At 46.4% G+C, this 17,939-nt stretch carries 16 protein-coding genes; all 16 read right to left on the bottom strand.

Annotated elements, in window-relative coordinates; translation table 11 throughout:
* Positions 1 to 22: 22 nt before the first annotated feature.
* The gene (locus HW45_RS20635) at positions 23 to 1,819 is read right to left on the bottom strand and encodes a flagellar hook-length control protein FliK (RefSeq protein ID WP_038229371.1); all 1,797 of its coding nucleotides are present in this window, start codon (positions 1,817 to 1,819) and stop codon (positions 23 to 25) included.
* A 120-nt stretch (positions 1,820 to 1,939) separates the two neighbouring features.
* The gene (fliJ, locus tag HW45_RS20630; protein ID WP_031494285.1) at positions 1,940 to 2,383 is read right to left on the bottom strand and encodes a flagellar export protein FliJ; all 444 of its coding nucleotides are present in this window, start codon (positions 2,381 to 2,383) and stop codon (positions 1,940 to 1,942) included.
* Positions 2,384 to 2,390: 7 nt separating this feature from the next.
* Positions 2,391 to 3,713: a flagellar protein export ATPase FliI gene (gene fliI / locus HW45_RS20625; RefSeq protein WP_038229355.1), complete on the bottom strand. Its 1,323-nt coding sequence runs from the start codon at positions 3,711 to 3,713 to the stop codon at positions 2,391 to 2,393.
* The gene (fliH, locus tag HW45_RS20620) at positions 3,713 to 4,513 is read right to left on the bottom strand and encodes a flagellar assembly protein FliH (protein WP_006069964.1); all 801 of its coding nucleotides are present in this window, start codon (positions 4,511 to 4,513) and stop codon (positions 3,713 to 3,715) included. Before fliH ends, fliI begins: the two co-directional genes overlap by 1 nt.
* Positions 4,514 to 4,568: 55 nt before the next feature.
* Positions 4,569 to 5,621, bottom strand: a complete 1,053-nt coding sequence (fliG, locus tag HW45_RS20615) for a flagellar motor switch protein FliG (protein ID WP_006069963.1) — start codon at positions 5,619 to 5,621, stop codon at positions 4,569 to 4,571.
* Positions 5,621 to 7,369 (bottom strand): flagellar basal-body MS-ring/collar protein FliF, encoded by a 1,749-nt coding sequence (fliF, locus tag HW45_RS20610; RefSeq protein ID WP_038229354.1) that lies wholly within the window; start codon positions 7,367 to 7,369, stop codon positions 5,621 to 5,623. Before fliF ends, fliG begins: the two co-directional genes overlap by 1 nt.
* An 18-nt stretch (positions 7,370 to 7,387) precedes the next feature.
* Entirely contained in the window at positions 7,388 to 7,699 is a 312-nt protein-coding gene (gene fliE / locus HW45_RS20605; protein WP_006069961.1) for a flagellar hook-basal body complex protein FliE, read from the bottom strand.
* A gap of 130 nt (positions 7,700 to 7,829) precedes the next feature.
* On the bottom strand, positions 7,830 to 9,245 hold the full coding sequence (locus HW45_RS20600) for a sigma-54-dependent transcriptional regulator (RefSeq protein WP_038229353.1): 1,416 nt from the start codon (positions 9,243 to 9,245) through the stop codon (positions 7,830 to 7,832).
* Complete coding sequence (locus tag HW45_RS20595; RefSeq protein WP_006069959.1) at positions 9,245 to 10,318, bottom strand: sensor histidine kinase; 1,074 nt, start codon at positions 10,316 to 10,318, stop codon at positions 9,245 to 9,247. The genes HW45_RS20600 and HW45_RS20595 overlap by 1 nt, the downstream gene beginning before the upstream one ends.
* Before the next feature lie 178 nt (positions 10,319 to 10,496).
* Positions 10,497 to 11,957 carry a sigma-54 dependent transcriptional regulator gene (locus tag HW45_RS20590; protein ID WP_006069958.1) on the bottom strand — a complete coding sequence of 487 codons (1,461 nt, stop codon included), beginning with the start codon at positions 11,955 to 11,957 and terminating at the stop codon, positions 10,497 to 10,499.
* Between the two features lie 236 nt (positions 11,958 to 12,193).
* A complete protein-coding gene (fliS, locus tag HW45_RS20585; protein ID WP_038229351.1) occupies positions 12,194 to 12,604 on the bottom strand; it encodes a flagellar export chaperone FliS in 411 nt (136 codons plus the stop codon).
* Positions 12,605 to 12,614: 10 nt separating this feature from the next.
* Positions 12,615 to 12,917 carry a flagellar protein FliT gene (locus HW45_RS20580; RefSeq protein WP_038229349.1) on the bottom strand — a complete coding sequence of 101 codons (303 nt, stop codon included), beginning with the start codon at positions 12,915 to 12,917 and terminating at the stop codon, positions 12,615 to 12,617.
* Positions 12,918 to 12,944: 27 nt separating this feature from the next.
* The gene (gene fliD / locus HW45_RS20575; protein WP_038229347.1) at positions 12,945 to 14,867 is read right to left on the bottom strand and encodes a flagellar filament capping protein FliD; all 1,923 of its coding nucleotides are present in this window, start codon (positions 14,865 to 14,867) and stop codon (positions 12,945 to 12,947) included.
* A 43-nt stretch (positions 14,868 to 14,910) separates the two neighbouring features.
* On the bottom strand, positions 14,911 to 15,357 hold the full coding sequence (locus HW45_RS20570; protein ID WP_038229345.1) for a flagellar protein FlaG: 447 nt from the start codon (positions 15,355 to 15,357) through the stop codon (positions 14,911 to 14,913).
* A 138-nt stretch (positions 15,358 to 15,495) separates the two neighbouring features.
* A complete protein-coding gene (locus HW45_RS20565) occupies positions 15,496 to 16,644 on the bottom strand; it encodes a flagellin (RefSeq protein ID WP_038229343.1) in 1,149 nt (382 codons plus the stop codon).
* Between the two features lie 275 nt (positions 16,645 to 16,919).
* The coding region (locus tag HW45_RS20560) for a flagellin (RefSeq protein WP_038229202.1) at positions 16,920 to 17,939 on the bottom strand (1,020 nt) is incomplete at its 5' end.

The raw sequence follows: 17,939 nt of genomic DNA, 5'->3' as shown, positions 1-17,939 counted from the left end.
ATTTTCCATGAGATTACTCGCCTTAGGCATAGTAACTAATACCATCTTTTTTATTGGCAACATTCACGTTCAAACTCACGCTTTCTTCACTATCATCGAAACCATGGTTCGACTCACCTCTAGATTGAGAGCCAGAACCACTTGATTCATGAGAAGCATGACGCTGTTGCTGACCTTGGTTCTGTTGCTGAACCGATGAATCTGCCAGTTGAATCCCTTGTTGAGACAGCATTTCACGAAGCCTTGGCATCGCTTGATCCACCATGTCGCGTGTTTGTTGGTTTTGGACCGTAAAATGCACGGTTGCAGAGTCATTGTTTAAACTCATACGAATTTGCATTCGACCTAAGTCCGGCGGATCCAGACGAATATCTACATGCTTCAAGTTTTTCGCCATCATCATTTGAACGCGCTCTGCAACTTGGTCACTCGCATTCTCTTTGGTGAGCACGAGAGGCGACTGTACGTTTGTTGGTGCTTGTGATTGCTCAGCTCGCAGTTGATTAGCAGTCACACCTGCTGCTGCGGCATGCGTTATACCGGCAGGAGCTTCATTTGCTTGTCCAAGGTTGGCGGCGCCTTTTTGTTTTTGCACACCAGCCAAACTTACATTACTCGCGGTTAACGATGGATTATTGGCGTTGTGATTGGTTGCGGCAGCATTAGCGGCTAATACACTCGCGGTCATCGCAACCTCTGAACCGGCTTGAGTTGCACTATGTATTGGAACCGCTGTAGCTTGGGCTGCTGGCGTCGCCATAGCAGCACTTTGACTTGTACTCGAATGAAGCTTATCTGCAGTAAAAGCCGTCGCAGCTAGAGTCTTGGCGTCCAATTTGCTGCCTTGCTCTACATCAGGCTTAGACCAGGCAATTTGGTTTTGTGTACCAGCTTTTGTGTCTCCATCAACCGTCGTTGCTTTCGCCTCTTGGCCGGACGCTAAATGTGTTGTCGTTCCTGCAGCAACCGCCATAGATTTATTTGAGCCTTCGAGGCTATTGCCAGAAAGCGAAGCGCTACCTTGTGTAGAGTTTTGATGTGCAGTCTCATTTTGTGAAGGGTTGCCCTGAGACGCTGAAAGTACCATGCCACTAGCCACAGCTGCGACTTCTTCTGTAGCATCATTGATAGCTCCATCAGCAGCGACGGTATTTTTGCTTTGTTTGTCTATTGACGAGCCGTCGTCACTCATTGATGCTGCGTGTCCATCGACTTGACTCATCTTTTGAGGGCTTTGAGCGTTTACAGTCGCAGCACCTAATATCGCGGTTCCTGCTAATTTAGCTTCATCTTGAGACTCAACTGATGTTGATTTGGGTTTTAACGCACTATTTGATTCATCTAAACGATTGAGCAATTCAGCACTGTCGCTTACTGTTTTTTTGGCTTCGACACTACTGCCTTGAGAATCGGGGCGTAACGTCTCATCGCTCACAGCTATTACGCCACTCGTTGCCGCCATTTTTTTGACGCTCTTCTCTTCAGTGCCCTCTGTATCTTCAACATTCGCCTGACTGTTTACCGTCGTTGAAGTGGCTTGTGAAGACTTAGTGGTCTCTGCGGCCTTTCCTACCTCATCACTCACTTCAGCGCCATCTTCCAATAAAACGTCCGTCGAACTCGACGTCATCTTATCGCCTGATTTTTTACCTTCAACCTTCTGGTTTTCCTCAGTATTTTCTGAAGAAATTGCGCTTTTAAGCTTGTCAAAAAAGCCCTGCTCTTCCGCGTTATCGACGGAATCGACCAAGGTGGTTTTGTCACTAGACTTAGCATTTGGTGTCGCTGAAATACTGTTGTTAGTAATTGCCAGACTCATTCCATTAAGGCCCGTAAAGAAGAGTTAAATACGCTAGGTGGCAAAATGCCGCCGCTTACAGTTATGTCATCTAACGATGCAAAATTTGTACCGAAGAGTAAATTTAACTTAAGGATAGGGTTAACGAGCAGAGCGACGACGAGCGAAAAGCAGGTTAGAAAACTCATCCATCTGCTTTTGCTCAAGCTTTTGTTCTTGCAGTTGTTTCTCTTTGGCTTTTTTATCGATAAGCCACTCATAAGACCGACGTTGTTTACGAGTGTTGTGCCAGTAATCTTGACAATCTTCGACCTGTTGTTTGAAGTGACTTTCTGCGGATTTTTGCTTGGTTAAGGTCTCATCTAGCTGTGTCAAAAACCGATTGAGGTGACCATACTCACTCGCCGTTAGTCCTCCTTTGCCACGCTCTACAAGTTGATTACAGTAATCAAGGCGATACTGCTCAATTTGTCTTACTTGGTTGTAATAGTCTTCAAGCTCTGATCGTGCTTTGTTGAGAGCTAACACCGCTTGTTGCTCGCTGTCTTTGGCTTGTTCTAGAAGAAAATCGAGAGCATTATCCATAACCGAATCAGTTTACCTGTAACAGCTGTTTAAGCATTCCCAAGCACATATCGTATGGCACCGTTTCACGCATACTTTGTTGCAAGTACTGGTCAAGCTTAGGTTTAAGCGTAAAGGCGCTATCAATAGCAGGGTCGGTTCCCGGCTTGTAAGCACCTATGGAGACCAGATCTTGGTTTTTGCGACAAACCGATAGCACCTGCCTAACAGCTTTAGACATTAGTACATGCTGATCATCGGTGATTTGTGGCATAACACGACTCACCGATTTTTCTACATCAATGGCTGGATAATGACCAGCATCTGCCATTTCACGAGACAGAACGATATGACCATCCAAAATCGCCCTCGCCGCATCAGCGATAGGATCCTGTAAATCATCCCCTTCGGTAAGCACAGTGAAGAATGCAGTAATGGAGCCCTGATTCACATCACCATTGCCCGCACGCTCAACTAAAGCAGGGAGCTTGGCAAAGACCGACGGCGGATAACCTTTGGTTGCCGGTGGCTCACCTACGGAAAGCGCAATCTCACGCTGCGCCTGCGCAAAACGAGTTAATGAGTCCATTAGAAGTAAGACATCGAGCCCTTGATCACGGAAATATTCGGCAATGGTTAGAGCGGTTTGACAGCCCTTCAGGCGCATAAGTGGTGACGCATCAGCTGGTGCTGCAACGACCACAGAACGCTCACGACCCGATGTCCCTAGAATCTCTTCGATAAATTCTTTAACTTCTCGGCCACGTTCACCAATCAGTCCCACCACAACCACTTGTGCCGTCGTACCACGGGTCATCATACCTAGTGTGACCGACTTACCAACACCTGAACCTGCAAAAAGGCCAATACGCTGGCCTTTGCCAACGGTCAATAAGCCATTAATGGCTTTAAGGCCAACATCAAGTGGTTCAGAAATAGGTTTACGCGCTAGCGGGTTGATAGGCTCAGCATTGAACGGTGCGCGTTTGTCAGTATAGATCTCACCCAGTCCATCAAGCGGGTTTCCCACGCCATCAATCACTCGACCGAGTAGTTCCATTCCAACTGGAAGTCCAGCATCAGAAGTCATTGGCGTTACCCGAGCGCCAGGAAGAACCCCGGTAATCTGTTCACTTGGCATTAGATACAAGTGTTCACCGGAGAAACCTACCACTTCGGCGTCCATTTCACCATGCATGGTTTCCACTTTACAGACACTACCAATGGGTGCTTTGCAACCGATGGCTTCGAGTGTTAATCCAACAACACGAACCAGTTTGCCAGAAGCAATCGCGCGAGACTTATGCCCTTCAACTTTGTAATTGGCCAGTCGCTCGGCAAGTGCTTGCATCACTCGCCTCCCTGATGGCGATTGGTTCCACAAAAACTTTGTAATACGCTTTTCACACGCTCTTCGAGTTTGTAGCTCACGCTCGATTCACCCGCTTCGATAAATACATCACCACGATTGAGAGACGGTTCAATAACAAGCGTCCAATTGCGAATATCAAGCTCTTCATCACCATAAGCGGCACGGATAATATCAACATCAGCCGGATGGAGTTTTAACGTAATTGCATGACCAACAATCGGTAACGCGTCGACCGATTGCTTGACGGTATCGAGAATGACTTGCGGATTGGTTTGTACCTCAACATGCACCACTTCCTTGGCCAACGCGAGCACCATGTCGACCAATTGCTTTTCAACTTGATTGTTCATTAGCTCTAACGGTTGAGCAAATTGGTTCGCCATGTTCATGAAGACTTCAACCTGCTGCTTAATGTACTCTTCACCAGCGGCAACGCCTTCTGCTTTGCCTAACTCAAGTCCCTCGGCATGTCCTGCTTGAGTTCCCTCTTCCTTGCCTTTGTCGTAGCCTTGTTTAAAACCGGCTTCTTGGCCTTGGAACAAGCCTTCTTGATAAGCACCCTGTTTGATCTGCTCAATCTGTTCTTCCGTGAGCATCAAAGGCTCTTCTTCAGCAGGTGCTTCTTCTAGAGGAACCCAACTAGGATCGTAGTTAAGCGCGGTCTCTTTGGCGTGTTGATTAGTTTGTGAGGTGTAATCTGGTAACCCCCAAGAATGAGCTGACTCTATGGTATTGTCTTCTGACGGACGCAAAAAGCCACGTTTTCTATCTCCAGACATCAAGCCTTCCCTTTTATTCTTAAGAAAGTTTTCCAAATGAATATGTTATGAGTTTTTATAGGAACTCATCTGCGCCACCAGAAAGCATCAGCTCACCGTTGTCCGCCATTCGTCTAGCAATCGTGAGAATTTCTTTCTGTGCCGTTTCTACATCAGCAACACGCACAGGTGGCATCGCCTCAATATCTTCACGCATCATGTCAGCAGCACGTTTCGACATGTTATCGAAAATCTTCTCTTTAAGCGCATCATCGGCACCTTTAAGAGCACGTTGCAACACGTCTTGCGGTACATCTCTAAGCAGCTTTTGGATACCTTGGTCGTCCACTTCGATAAGGTTCTCGAATACAAACATAAGATCTTGAATCTGAGTCGCCATATCTTCGTCTTGGTCGCGAATTTGATCCATAAGAATCCCTTCGACGTTGTTGTCGAGGTAGTTCATGATCTCCGCAGCCGCCTTCAGGCCGCCAATCTTCGCGGCTTGAGCGCCTGCTTGGCCTGCGAACTGCTTCTCCATAATTTCGTTCAGTTCTGCTAAGGCAGACGGCTGAACTTCTTCCAAGTTCGCAATACGCATCATCAAATCAAGACGAACTCTCTCAGGGAACTGAGAAAGAATTTCTGCTGATTGATCAGCTTCCAAGTAAGAAAGTACGATAGTTTGAATTTGTGGGTGTTCGTTAACAATGATGCTGGCAACTTGACGCGGATCCATCCATTTCAATGAATCCAAACCTTTGGAACCAGTTCCCAGAAGGATTTGGTCCACAAGGTTGTTGGCTTTATCTTCACCTAATGCGGCTACCAAGGTATTGCGCATGAAGTCTTCGCTACCCATACCAATATTGGTGTACTTCTGGATATCTTCTAAGAAGGCGCGGTGAACCGCCCCCACTTTGTCTTGGCTCAGATCGCTGGCTTTCGCCATCGCACTACCCACACGCTGAACTTGTTTAGGTTCAAGATGACGAATGATGCTGGCCGCATCGGATTCATTCAAACTGAGTAGCAAAATAGCCGCTTTTTCATCTCCGCCAATGCTCGAAATGTCGACACTGGTTTCTGCAAGTTGGCCGCCATTTGCTGCCACGATCTCGTTTGCCATTAGTTTTCAGCCATCCAATTTTTAACAACTTGTGCCGCGAGTTCCGGCTCATTCGCTACCAGAGCTCGTACTGCTTTAAGTACATCTTCGTCTTTGTGTAGGTTTGGTAGGTCAATACCGGTACTAAATTCGAACAACTCACTGCCGTCAATATCGGTACCAATCAAGCTGGTTTCGCCATCGGCGCCAAGCGGCAGACCATCCGGGCCATAAAGCTGGTCGTCTTCTTCCTGAGCGGCTGGGTTAAGCAGCTTCTTCATTGCTGGTCGAATTAGAACAAAGACCACGACGATGATCACCAAGGCACTCGCAAACCAGCGAATCCAATCATTGAAATTAGGGTGCTCCCAGATTGGTACATCCGGTAACAGATCGGCGGCAGGCTCTTCAAACGTCATACTCAAAACATTGAGTAAATCACCACGGTTTTCATTAAAACCAACTGCACCGATAAGTACTTGTCGAATTGCCGCCAGTTCACTCTCTGAACGCGGCTGATAAGTGACCTCGCCAGTATCTGGATTCACGCTTGAACGGTTTTTGATAGCAACCGCAACGGTCTGGCGATTTACTACACCGCTTTGTTTGCGCTCGTGACTAATCGTGGTATCGAGTTCGAAGTTACGCGTCGCTTCTTTATGAACTGAACCTTGCCCCATGATCGAGCCATCTTTCATTTGCGCGACATCAGTAGGAATAGAAGCATCAGCAGGTGGCTGGTTACTAAGTGCACCCGGCACACCAGCCACAACATTGCCGTTGTTGTAGTCTTCTAAGGTGTATTCACTTCGAGTTGCTGGCGTATTCGGGTCAAAGCGCTTACGCGTTTGCTCGACGGCGCTAAAGTCGAGTTCAATATCAACTTGAGCGGTGTAGTTACCTAAGCCAAGAATTGGAATCAATACCGAATCGATTTTTTCACGTAGCGCTTGCTCTTGATTTCGCTCTAACTCTTGCTCTTTTCGACGCGCCATAGAAGCTGCATCTTGAGAGCCTGAACTCAATAGGCGACCATGCTGATCAGTAACGGTAATACGTGATGGCTTCATGCCCGGTACGGCGCTCGCTACCATATCCACAACAGAGTCAACTTCTTGCTGCCTTAATACAGCGCCTGTTGCTAGAGTGAGAAAGACTGAAGCGGATGCCTCTTGATTATGGCGAACAAAAACACTTTGTTTTGGCAGCGCCAGCAGCACGCGAGCGGTGCGCACTTGCTTCATCTGCTCAATAGCTTTACCTAATTGCCTTTCGCGGCTTAGCTTAAGACGTTCTTGTTCAAGACGCTGAGAAACACCAAATCCCATATCCTGCATCAGGATATCGTCACCGGTATTTGATGCGCGGTTTATTCCTGCACGCACCATATCAAGTTTGAGGTTATTGTATTCACTCGCAGGAACACTCAGTGCATTACCTTCTAACTTGTACTGCACTTTCTTTTGGTCAAGGTAATCAAGAACTGGAATAAGCTCTTCGGTCTCATATACACCTAACGGACGCATCTCTGGTTCTTTAACCCAGAAGAACAACATCACGATGAGCGCCACACAAATAGAGATAGACAGAACTAGGACGATTTGCCTGAGAAGATCGAGATCGCCTACGGCTAAGTCAAACTTAGAGCTGCTTTTCTCGTTGATGTCTGGATTTTGACTTTCTGCGGCGATGTCTGAGCTCGTCACCATTGCGGTATCTGAGCCACTATCCATTAACGCTACGTCTGTCGATTGATTATCTTGAGCCACTACTTTTTACTACCTAGATTAAACGGGCATATTCATGAGTTCTTTATAGGCTTCTACAAGCTTATTTCTCACTTGAATGGTTGCTTCAAAGGCGACGCTAGACTTGTTTCGAGCGATCATGACATCAGAAAGAGAGACATCAGCGTCCCCTCGGTCAAAACGCATTTGCAGATCACCAGATGATTTTTGAAGACCATTCACGTTGTTCACCGCTTGAGAAAGCATGTCGCCAAAGTTAGCACCAACCTGATGGGCGTTTGCTGCAGGCTTAGAGTTGGCCGCTTCCAACATCATGGTCTGCATTTCATTGTGTAATCCGTCTACTTTCATGCTTTATCAATCGCCGTCAATCTTTTGACAGTGTCCTTACAATATCTTGATTCTTTCCTGAAAATTGCAAAAATTATGCCATGGTTTAAACCTAAAGTGTTAGCTCTAAACCAACACTTTAGGACACATCTTAGCTCGGGATCTCAATACCGGCATCGCGCATCTTCGCTAACTTATAGCGCAAGGTTCGTGGGCTAATACCAAGTTTCTCCGCCATTTCTTTGCGGCGACCTTCGCACTCTTTGAGCGTCTCCAAAATAATTGAAAACTCTTGGTCACGAAGTTCACCGCCCAAGCCTTCGCTCGATGCTGCGCTGCGACCCATCACGTCACTTGAAACCTGAGCAACAGGAGCGATCTCCGGTGCAACTTGCTCAGGGCTCGACACCACTTGTTGTAAGCTCGATGCATCTTGCCAGTCCACACCTTCTAATAGAATGTGCTCAGCACAAATGGTCGACTCGTCACATAAGATCAAAGCGCGTTGCACCACATTATCTAGCTCACGAACGTTACCCGGCCATGGGTAACTCATGAGTTTTGCTAACGCTGGTTGACCAAATTCTGGCACTGGCATTCCCAATTTCTTACAGTGGCGCTCGGTTAGATGACGGGCTAAAGGCGCAATATCTCCTGGACGATCACAAAGAGCAGGCCACGCAATTGGGAACACATTTAAGCGATAATATAGGTCTTCACGGAAGTTACCTTCCTGAACATATTGTTTAAGATCACGGTTACTGGTCGCCAATACTCGAACGTCTAACGCAATGCTTTTACGACTACCTAACCGCTCTACCTCACGCTCTTGTAGTACACGAAGTAATTTAGCTTGAAGGTTTAAGTCCATTTCACTGATCTCATCAAGCAAAATGGTGCCACCTTGGGCTTGTTCAAATTTCCCCGGACAAGCTTGAATAGCGCCGGTAAACGCCCCTTTCTCATAGCCAAATAGGGTTGCTTCTAACATGTTGTCTGGAATCGCCGCACAGTTGATTGCGACAAAAGGACCGTCCGCACGTAGCGATTTGTTATGGATATAGCGTGACATGACTTCTTTACCTGAGCCACTCGGCCCCAGCACCATGACACTGGCGTCAGTTTTGGCAACTTTTTCAGCCAAAGTAAGCAATTGAATACTCTTAGCATCCGCAACGACCGCATCACCATTGTCATCTGACTTCACTGGCGCATAACGACTGACCATATTCAACAACACTTCCGGTGCGAAAGGTTTTGCCATGTAATCAATCGCACCTTCCTTCATGGCCGCGACTGCATCTTCAATGTTGGCATAAGCTGTCATTAACAACACAGGTAAATTAGGCCAATGCTGCTTAATATTTCGCAGGAGTGCTAAACCGCCCATACCCGCCATCTGCACATCGGAAACAACAATATCTACCGGCTGAGTTTTGAGTTTCACTAGGGCATCTTCAGCGCAATCGGCTTCTACCCACTCGTAACCTGCAAGGGCCAATGTATCGACGAGAGCTTCGCGAAGACCTTCATCATCCTCTACGATAAGTACTTTGCTTTGAGCCATCAGCTTATTCCTTCATTTGTTACTTCTTGAGATGACGTTGCCAATGGCAAACACATGGTAAAACATGCGCCATCATCCTCTTCTGATATCAATTCAAGCCGTCCTTCATGAGCACGGCAAACCATTTGCACTACCGCAAGACCAAGGCCCGTGCCTTGTGAGCGAGTAGTGAAAAACGGTTCCATTATTTTCTGTTGCAGTTCAGCAGGCACGCCTGGCCCGCTATCTTGGACAGAGATTTTTAATTCGTTATTAACTGGACGGAAAAACACATCCAATTGCGACCCTTTACCAGCAATTTGCACGGCATTAAGTACAAGGTTACTCAAGGCAGAGGCAACCGCATTAACATTACCCAGCAGCGCTACTTCATCTTGCTCTACTTCTAAGCAATAATCGATGTTGTTGCTTTTTAGTGTGGTCTCGACCATCGGCTGATACTCATCCACCAGCTGTTTTAAGGTAAATGGCTTTATGACCTTATTGTCGCCCCCCTTTGCAAACAACAGCATGTCATTGACCTGCTTCTCAAGATCATGAAGTCTGTCGACCAATTTGATTTGAAAGCGTTCACGAGTAGGTTGTGGAAGGTTAGGCGCACCAAGGTTAGAGGCATACAACATAGCACTGGATAACGGCGTGCGAACTTGATGAGCGAGTGAAGCAACCATTCTTCCCAAAGATGATAAGCGCTGTAAATCGCTGACTCTTGATTGCAGCAAGCGCGTTTCAGTGAGGTCAGTAATGAGAATCAACTGTCCAGTTGAGGAAGCGGAAATAGCCAATCGAACCTTGCGACCATTGCGCAAAGAGACCTCATGACCATCATCTTCTTTGGGGTCAAAAACCACTTGAATCAGATGAAACCATTTTTGGCCAACAAGGGGAATATCGAGAATACGGTGCGCTTCTGGGTTCGCTTCCCTGACCACACCTTGTGTATCCAACAAAATGACACCTGCAGGCATCGCTTCTATAACCTGCTGATATCGTTCTACTTGCGATTCCAAGGAATCTAAGTGTGAGCTTGATTGCTCATCTTGTTGTGATTCGCCCGTTGCCAACTGATCCATTTACGAGATGTTCCTTCTCAATACGACTCGCAGAAATACGTAGTCCATAAAAGACTTAAGCCCGAAAATGCAAAAAGCATGCCGGGCTTAAGTCTATATATTTCAACAAGTTAATCGCGTCAATAAATTGTCATAGCAAATTGAGCGTGACTTAAATCACATCAAAAGCAGCTTCAATCTAGCGGTGTAAGTTATACTTACGCATTTTTTCAACAAGGGTGGTACGACGCATACCGAGCATATCAGCAGCACGAGCAACGATGCCTTCTTGAGCATCCAAAGCTTGGCTAATCATGTTCACTTCGAGGTCGGCCAACATTTCTTTCAGGTTGACACCTTCAGGTGGTAGCGATTGAGGTGCGTTGTGACTTTCCAGTTCAGGCTCTTCAAAAGTAAAGTTTTCCGCAAATATACTATCGAGCGCATCACGCTCTTGTTCTTCAATCGTCTTGAACGCATTCATTTCTGGCTGGAATTCTGGGATATCACTATAGCGGTATTTAACCGGAAGATGATTCACATCCACCAAGCTATTTGGATACAAGATCACCATACGTTCAACGAGGTTGGCAAGTTCACGAACGTTACCTGGCCAATCATGTTCCATTAACGAATTAACGGAACGTGGGGCGAAACAGATAGGTTGTCCACCTTCTGCTTCCATTCGTGCTAGCAGCTCTTGCAACAACAGAGGGATGTCTTCTTTGCGCTCTCGAAGCGATGGCATTTCAATTGGGAAAACATTTAAGCGATAGAACAAGTCTTCGCGGAAGTCACCCTGTTGGATCATACTTTCAAGATCGCGGTGCGTTGCTGCCACAATGCGAACATTGGCTTTAATCACGCTACTGCCACCAACGCGTTCAAACACGCGCTCTTGCAATACGCGCAGTAACTTGACCTGCATCGGCATTGGCATATCACCAATTTCGTCAAGGAATAAGGTACCGCCATCGGCAAGCTCAAAACGTCCTTTGCGAGAAGTAATCGCCCCCGTAAAGGCGCCTTTCTCATGACCAAACAACTCACTTTCTAGCAAGTCCGGTGGAATCGCTCCGCAGTTCACTGGAACAAACGGCCCACTACGACGAGTTGAATGGTAGTGAATATTGCGAGCAACAACTTCCTTACCCGTGCCCGACTCGCCCAGAATCAACACGTTCGCTTCTGAACCAGAGACCTGTTCAATCAGATGACGAACTTCCTGTATGCCAGGACTTTGTCCAACTAAGCTACGAAATAACGTATTTTTACGAAGATTCGACGGAACCTGAACGCCCTTACGTCCCAAAAATTCACGACAATGACGCAGCGCATCACTTAGCTGCGGGTAGTTGAGAGGGAGCTCTAACTCACCAACAAAGTTGGAAAGTGGCTCAACTGCGCCAGTAAATTCACTCGTAACCAGTAAAGGAACATGATTAGACAACGAAAGCTGCGATAACAAGACTTGAGATAGATTTGGGCTTTCCAAAGCACCTACGATGCAACCCGACCACGTCTGGGACCAATCGATTTGGTTTATGTCTGTAGATGGAATCGCCACACAATGCTCACCAACAAACTCCAAAATGGTGTTTAGATTAGTGCGAATTTGCGGATCATCAGCAATAACAAGAAGTTTAGCTAAGCCTTGCATGAGTCAGGAATTATGCCTTGATCAAAACCAACCACAGTGGCGTCAATTTTTTGTCACTCGTCAATTTTACGCCGAGCTAACAAAAGCCAAAAAACACCTTATAAAATTGACAAGCAATTTATAAAACAAGTGGTTAGATATAAAAAAACGCCATTAGGCTGGGAATGGCGTCTATTCTATTGACATTATTCTGATATAGCAACTTTGTCACGTTGACTTTAAGAGGTTAATTCCGCTTAGATTCCAACTTCTTGTGCTGTTAAGTTGTGGTAATCAGTAGGAATTTGATCCCAAGCAGATTTTATCTCTCGTATGATCTCTATCACATCATCAATTGGTTTTGGGTTGTTTTCGTGATTAGCCGTTGTGATTTGCGCAATCATGAATTCATACAACTGGTCGAGGTTTTTAGCGATGTCGCCGCCATCATCCATAGACAAGCAGCTACGTAGTGCAATGATGATATCCAAAGCTTTGCCGATGCGCTCGCCTTTTACAGGTACATTGCCTTGTTCCATCGCTGCTTTAGCTTGAATCAGTCTTTCTATCGCACCACCCATTAGCATTTGGATAACTTTGTGCGGTGACGCAGCACTCAATTGGCTGTCTACAGATACTTTCTTATATGCTTGTAATGAACCACGCATCACTATCCTCTCAAATAAATTTTTGGTACTGCTGTAGGGACTTTCTACCATGTCGGTACTTTCTGAGTTCCAGTCCCAATTGATCCGTTTTAGTTTGCATATGGGTCGCAATTCGACGTGTCGATTGTTCCACTTGCAGCCACTCATCACTCTGCTTTAGGTTCGGATTCCTTTGGCACGCGGCTATTAACTTAGTGATTATCTGTTCTCTTTTATCGACCAGAAGGTGAATTTCTTCAGTATCCAGCTCATCATTTTCTAAAACAGATTGTAAACGGTGATCCAAATCACCTAATTCTTTGAATATGCTCAATTAGTAGCCCCAAATCTCGACACCAGCTTAGCCTCCCATCGCACTCATCATGCCGGCTAATTGCGACTGCATCTTTCCGGTAGCGTCTTGCATAGCGGCAAATTTGTCGTGAGTTCGTTTCTGCAGGCTATCCATGCGGCGGTCTAAATTGACCTGTTGGTCATTCAGTCGATAATTTTGTTCAACTAAGCTTTGCTCTCGAGTACGGATCGTCCCGGTAGCACCGGTCATACTGTGAATGGCATCTTCGACGCGTTTGGCAAATCCGTTATTGCCGCCGAAAAACTCGCCTAGCTTGTTGAAGTTATTATTCAACTGCTTATCAAGCATTTGATAGTTTATTTCGAGATTACCTTGGCGCGTCGTAGTGACACCAAACTCAGTTAAGGTCTCTAACCCTTCAGGAGCACCTTCTACCGCTGATGAAAAGACACTTTTCAAACGCGAGTCCGCACTTCTCACCACACTATCTCCCGCCAATGGGCCGGTTTGCCCAGTTGTGGGGTCTGCACTAGAAAGCTCTTTGGACACTTGATAAAACTGGTTGTAGGCGGCAACAAATTGTTCAATATCAGCACGCACACTAGCGCGGTCATATTCCACACCAATTTCAGCTGGACGATCCCCTTGCATGGTCGTGCCTTTCAACGTTAAATCCACACCTTCAATGGCACCTTCAATGACATTGTTGTGACTTGATAGCTCAGCAATACCGTCGAGTATGACTTTTGAATCTTGCGCCGCTTGGACTTGTGACATGCCATTGTAGATTTGCAGCGATCGCTGTGCTTCGGCAAGTTCAGCTTGAACTGATTCTACTTTTTCTAAACGCTCACGTTCTTCCGGTGATAGCTTGGCACGTTCTAGTTGCTTGGCCTCCGCTTCGGTCATATCACCGTCAGCAACAGCTTGGGCAATGGCCGCTTTTTCATCGGCCAATTCTTGCTCTAGCTGAGCTTGTGCTTCACTTGGCGTTACATAAGAGTCGGTCAAAGTGCCTGAGGCCGTATTACTCCAACCCGGGACTTCACCCGATTTCTCTAATGCTTTTTGGTCAAGCTCCGGCTCTGGCGCTTGATAGGAATCCATCAAGGTTCCTGATGCAGTTTCTGTCCAACCGGGAATAGTGTCTTCAGGGCGGCCAGATGTTGCCTCTTGCGCGACAGATTCTACGCTTTGCTCATCCTTGGTGCTTTCCTCTGCCAAAGTTTCATTAGCAGTGCCTTCATTCACCTCATCTGCTTTCTTAGCTTCATCTTCCTCAGAAGATGGAACATCCAGCAAAGCTAAAGCATCAGCCTGAGCTTGCTCCAACGCCTTAACGCGCTGCTCAATAGTTTTGTATTCGAATCGATAGAGATCGTTGCCGGGCTCAGCGTCCACAGCAATTAACAAGGCATGTTCAGCCCCTGATTGGTTAGCCGCCACAATGAGTCTAGGACCATTGATGTCTTTAACGATAGATGCGCGTACACCGGGGTTGTCACTCGCGCCGTTAATGGCACGAACTACGTCGGTTAAACGAGAATTACTGCGAAGGGAAATATCAAAGCTGTCATCACCCATTGAAATTTGCAGCTTACCTGGACCAAACTTCGTATCTTCTGGAATAGCATCCGAAGCGATTTTATGGCTTTGAGCAAGCTGCAATACATCGACAGCGTATTTGCCAGCAATAGCATCGGTAGATGCTATTGCCGTGACAACGCTTTCTTCGGAGGTGTTGACGCTTCTCAGCGCAAACGCCTTCTCCTGGCGAAAGCTTGCCATAAGATTTTTCATCGTATCTAGTGACTCTTTGAGTCGTCCGTAGGCACTTATACCGGTATCAATTTTGCTACGCTCATAGTCGAGACGTTGCTGTTTCGGAATCCGCTCAGCATCGACTATTTTGCTCACCATGGAATTGATATCCATGCCTGAAGACATCCCTATCGGGCCCATATTCACCAAACCACTTCGAATTTAATACTATTGCATCTTAGTGATGCGACTACACCAACATGTCAATGCTGAGTGCGCCATGTTTTTCAACACGCTTTAGTACGTCGAGAAGCTCTTGATCTGGAAACTGACGAATGATCTCACCGCTGTCTTTCGCATAAACAGTAATGATGTCGCGCCCTGATTCTTCATCTCTTCGAAACGATAATCCCGTATTCATTGAGGTGAGAAACTCATCAAGACGTTTGACCATATTTTCACGTTCTGCCTGATTGAGGTCATGACGCTCGGTCGCAATTTTCTGAATCAATTCGGAAGTTTTCTGGCTAGAAAACTCCACACTTTCCGCCGTTCTCAGTTCATTGACCTTTTTCGGCTGTGAGCCTTTATCGGTATCAACTGACGGTGTTGTTTTGTTAGTATTTTTCGAAGCAAGTTCTGTGCCACTAGAAGAGGCAAAAGGCTGAATGTTCGACGCGTAGGATGAGATATCCACTTTCGTTCTCCCGTTTCTAACCTTCTCTATTGTCCAACTCCAACTGGGGTAAAACTAGTTGAGCAATAAGCTTGAAATTGGAAGTTGGTGATAGAGTAACCCTATCACCAACACACTTGCCTAAGGTGTAAGCCTTTTTTAGCCTAGTAGGCTAAGTGCAGCTGATGGCGATTGCTTCGCTTGAGCTAGAATTGAAGTACTCGCTTGCTGCAGGATTTGGTTCTTGGTCATTGCCGTCGTTTCTTTCGCGTAATCGGTATCTTCGATACGGCTCTTAGATGCATTAACGTTTTCGTTGATATTATCTAAGTTATTGATTGCGTGATTGAAGCGGTTTTGGAACGCACCAAGTTCTGCACGGTTACTGTCTACGTATTTTAGCGCCGCATCTAGAATAGCTACTGATTCTTGTGCACCACCTACAGAAGTAACATTGATGTCATTAACTGATACCGCGCTTGCTGCACCAGAGAGGTCAAGCTCAGAACCGCCCGCTAGTGAACCACCGAACGTTAGTGAAGCACTATCAGCTTCGCCGTTGCTGCTTGCGAAGATTTGCAGAGCACCGTCTTCATCAACAGATGCTTGAACTTGGTCTGTTTGACCATTGATGTAGGTTGCAAGTTGCTCGATATCATCACCTTCTTTACCAGTGATAGCAATCTGAGTCATTGCGTTACCCGCTTTATCATCTAGGTCAATCGTTAAGGTCGCACCCGCTGCAACTGTCCAGCTTTCATCTTTCGCGTTAGCCGCTTTATAAGAAGAACCGCCCATTTGAGCATTATCAGAGCGCATATCGTTCATGCTCAGCATAACCGCTTCGCCACTGTTAGAACCGATTTGGAACGACTGTGTACCGTATGTACCATTTAGAAGACGGTTGCCACCAAAAGACGTGGTTTCCGCGATACGGTTTAGCTCGTCATTAAGCGCTGTCACTTCTTCTTGAATTGCTACACGCTCTGCTTTTGAGTTAGAGCCGTTTGCAGATTGTAGAGATAGGTCACGCATACGTTGTAGGATGTTAGTTGTTTCATCCATCGCACCTTCAGCTGTCTGTGCAATAGAGATACCATCGTTTGCGTTTTTTACAGCCATATCTAAGCCGCGGCTTTGAACATTCAATCGGTTCGCGATTTGCAGACCTGCTGCATCGTCTTTCGCACTGTTGATTTTGTAGCCTGAAGACAAGCGTTCCATTGATTTTTGTGTGTTCTCTGCTGCGTTATTCAGATAACGCTGAGCAGTCATTGCAGACACATTCGTGTTTACATTAATTGCCATACTGATCTCCTTAGGCATTTAGGATAGATGGCCTCTGTGTCTCTCACCTCACATTGGCACATCCGATTTTATTTCTCTCAATCCCTGTAACGGCGATAAATTTAGAAGCTTTAGAACAAATTGGCGTTTTTTTTACTATTAATTCAATTGATTGGATAAATGTGATTTAGATCGGAGATTCGAAGGGAGGATAGTTGTGTTTGCAACGCTCTAAAGCCAAATGAAAAAAACCAGAGCCGAAGCTCTGGTTTGTTGTTTGTCATCTGAGGCAATGCTTAGCCTAGTAGGCTCAATGCTGCGTTTGGCGCTTGCTTTGCTTGTGCCAAAATCGAACTTGAAGCTTGCGATAGAATTTGGTTCTTCGTCATCGCTGTCGTCTCTTTCGCAAAGTCCGTGTCTTTGATACGGCTCTTCGACGCGTTCACATTCTCATTGATGTTGTCTAGGTTGTTGATAGCGTGGTTGAAGCGGTTTTGGAAAGCACCAAGCTCTGCACGGTGACTATCCACATACTTCATCGCTGAGTCCAGAATCGCAACGGACTCCTGAGCGCCACCTACTGACGTGACATCAATATCGTTAACTGTTGCTGCTGCCGCTGCACCTGACATGTCTAGCTCACCTGAGCCCGCTAGCGTACCACCGAAGCTTAATGATGCGCTGTCGATGTCTTTATTGTTGCTCGCGAATACTTGTAAAGCGCCATCTTCATCTACAGACGCTTGTACTAGGTCAGTTTGACCATTGATGTACGTCGCTAGCTGCTCAATGTCGTCGCCTTGTTTCGCGTTAATCGTCAGCGTTGTCATCGCGTTACCCGCGCTGTCGTTCATGTCGATTGTCAGTGTTGAGCTTGCTGCCACTGACCAATCTTTATCTTTTGCGTTTGCTGCTTGGTAAACCGAGCCACCCATGCCGCTGTTGTCTGAGCGCATATCTTTCAGGCTTAGCATCACCGCTTCACCATTATTTGAACCGATTTGGAATGACTGAGTACCGTAAGTACCGTTCAGTAGACGGTTACCACCAAATGCTGTGGTTTCAGCGATACGGTTTAGTTCGTTGTTCAGCGCCGTCACTTCTTCTTGAATCGCCACACGCTCTGCTTTTGAGTTTGAGCCGTTTGCGGATTGCAGTGATAGGTCACGCATACGTTGCAGGATGTTCGTTGTCTCGTTCATCGCGCCTTCAGCTGTTTGAGCGATAGAGATACCATCGTTCGCGTTGCGCACTGCCACATCAAGACCACGGCTTTGAACGTTCAAACGGTTCGAAATTTGTAGACCCGCTGCGTC

The organism is Vibrio sp. ER1A, from assembly GCF_000733315.1.
Taxonomy (GTDB): domain Bacteria; phylum Pseudomonadota; class Gammaproteobacteria; order Enterobacterales; family Vibrionaceae; genus Vibrio; species Vibrio mediterranei.
Note: the sequence above shows the minus strand (reverse complement) of the source record. Positions and strands in the feature narration are given on the sequence as shown.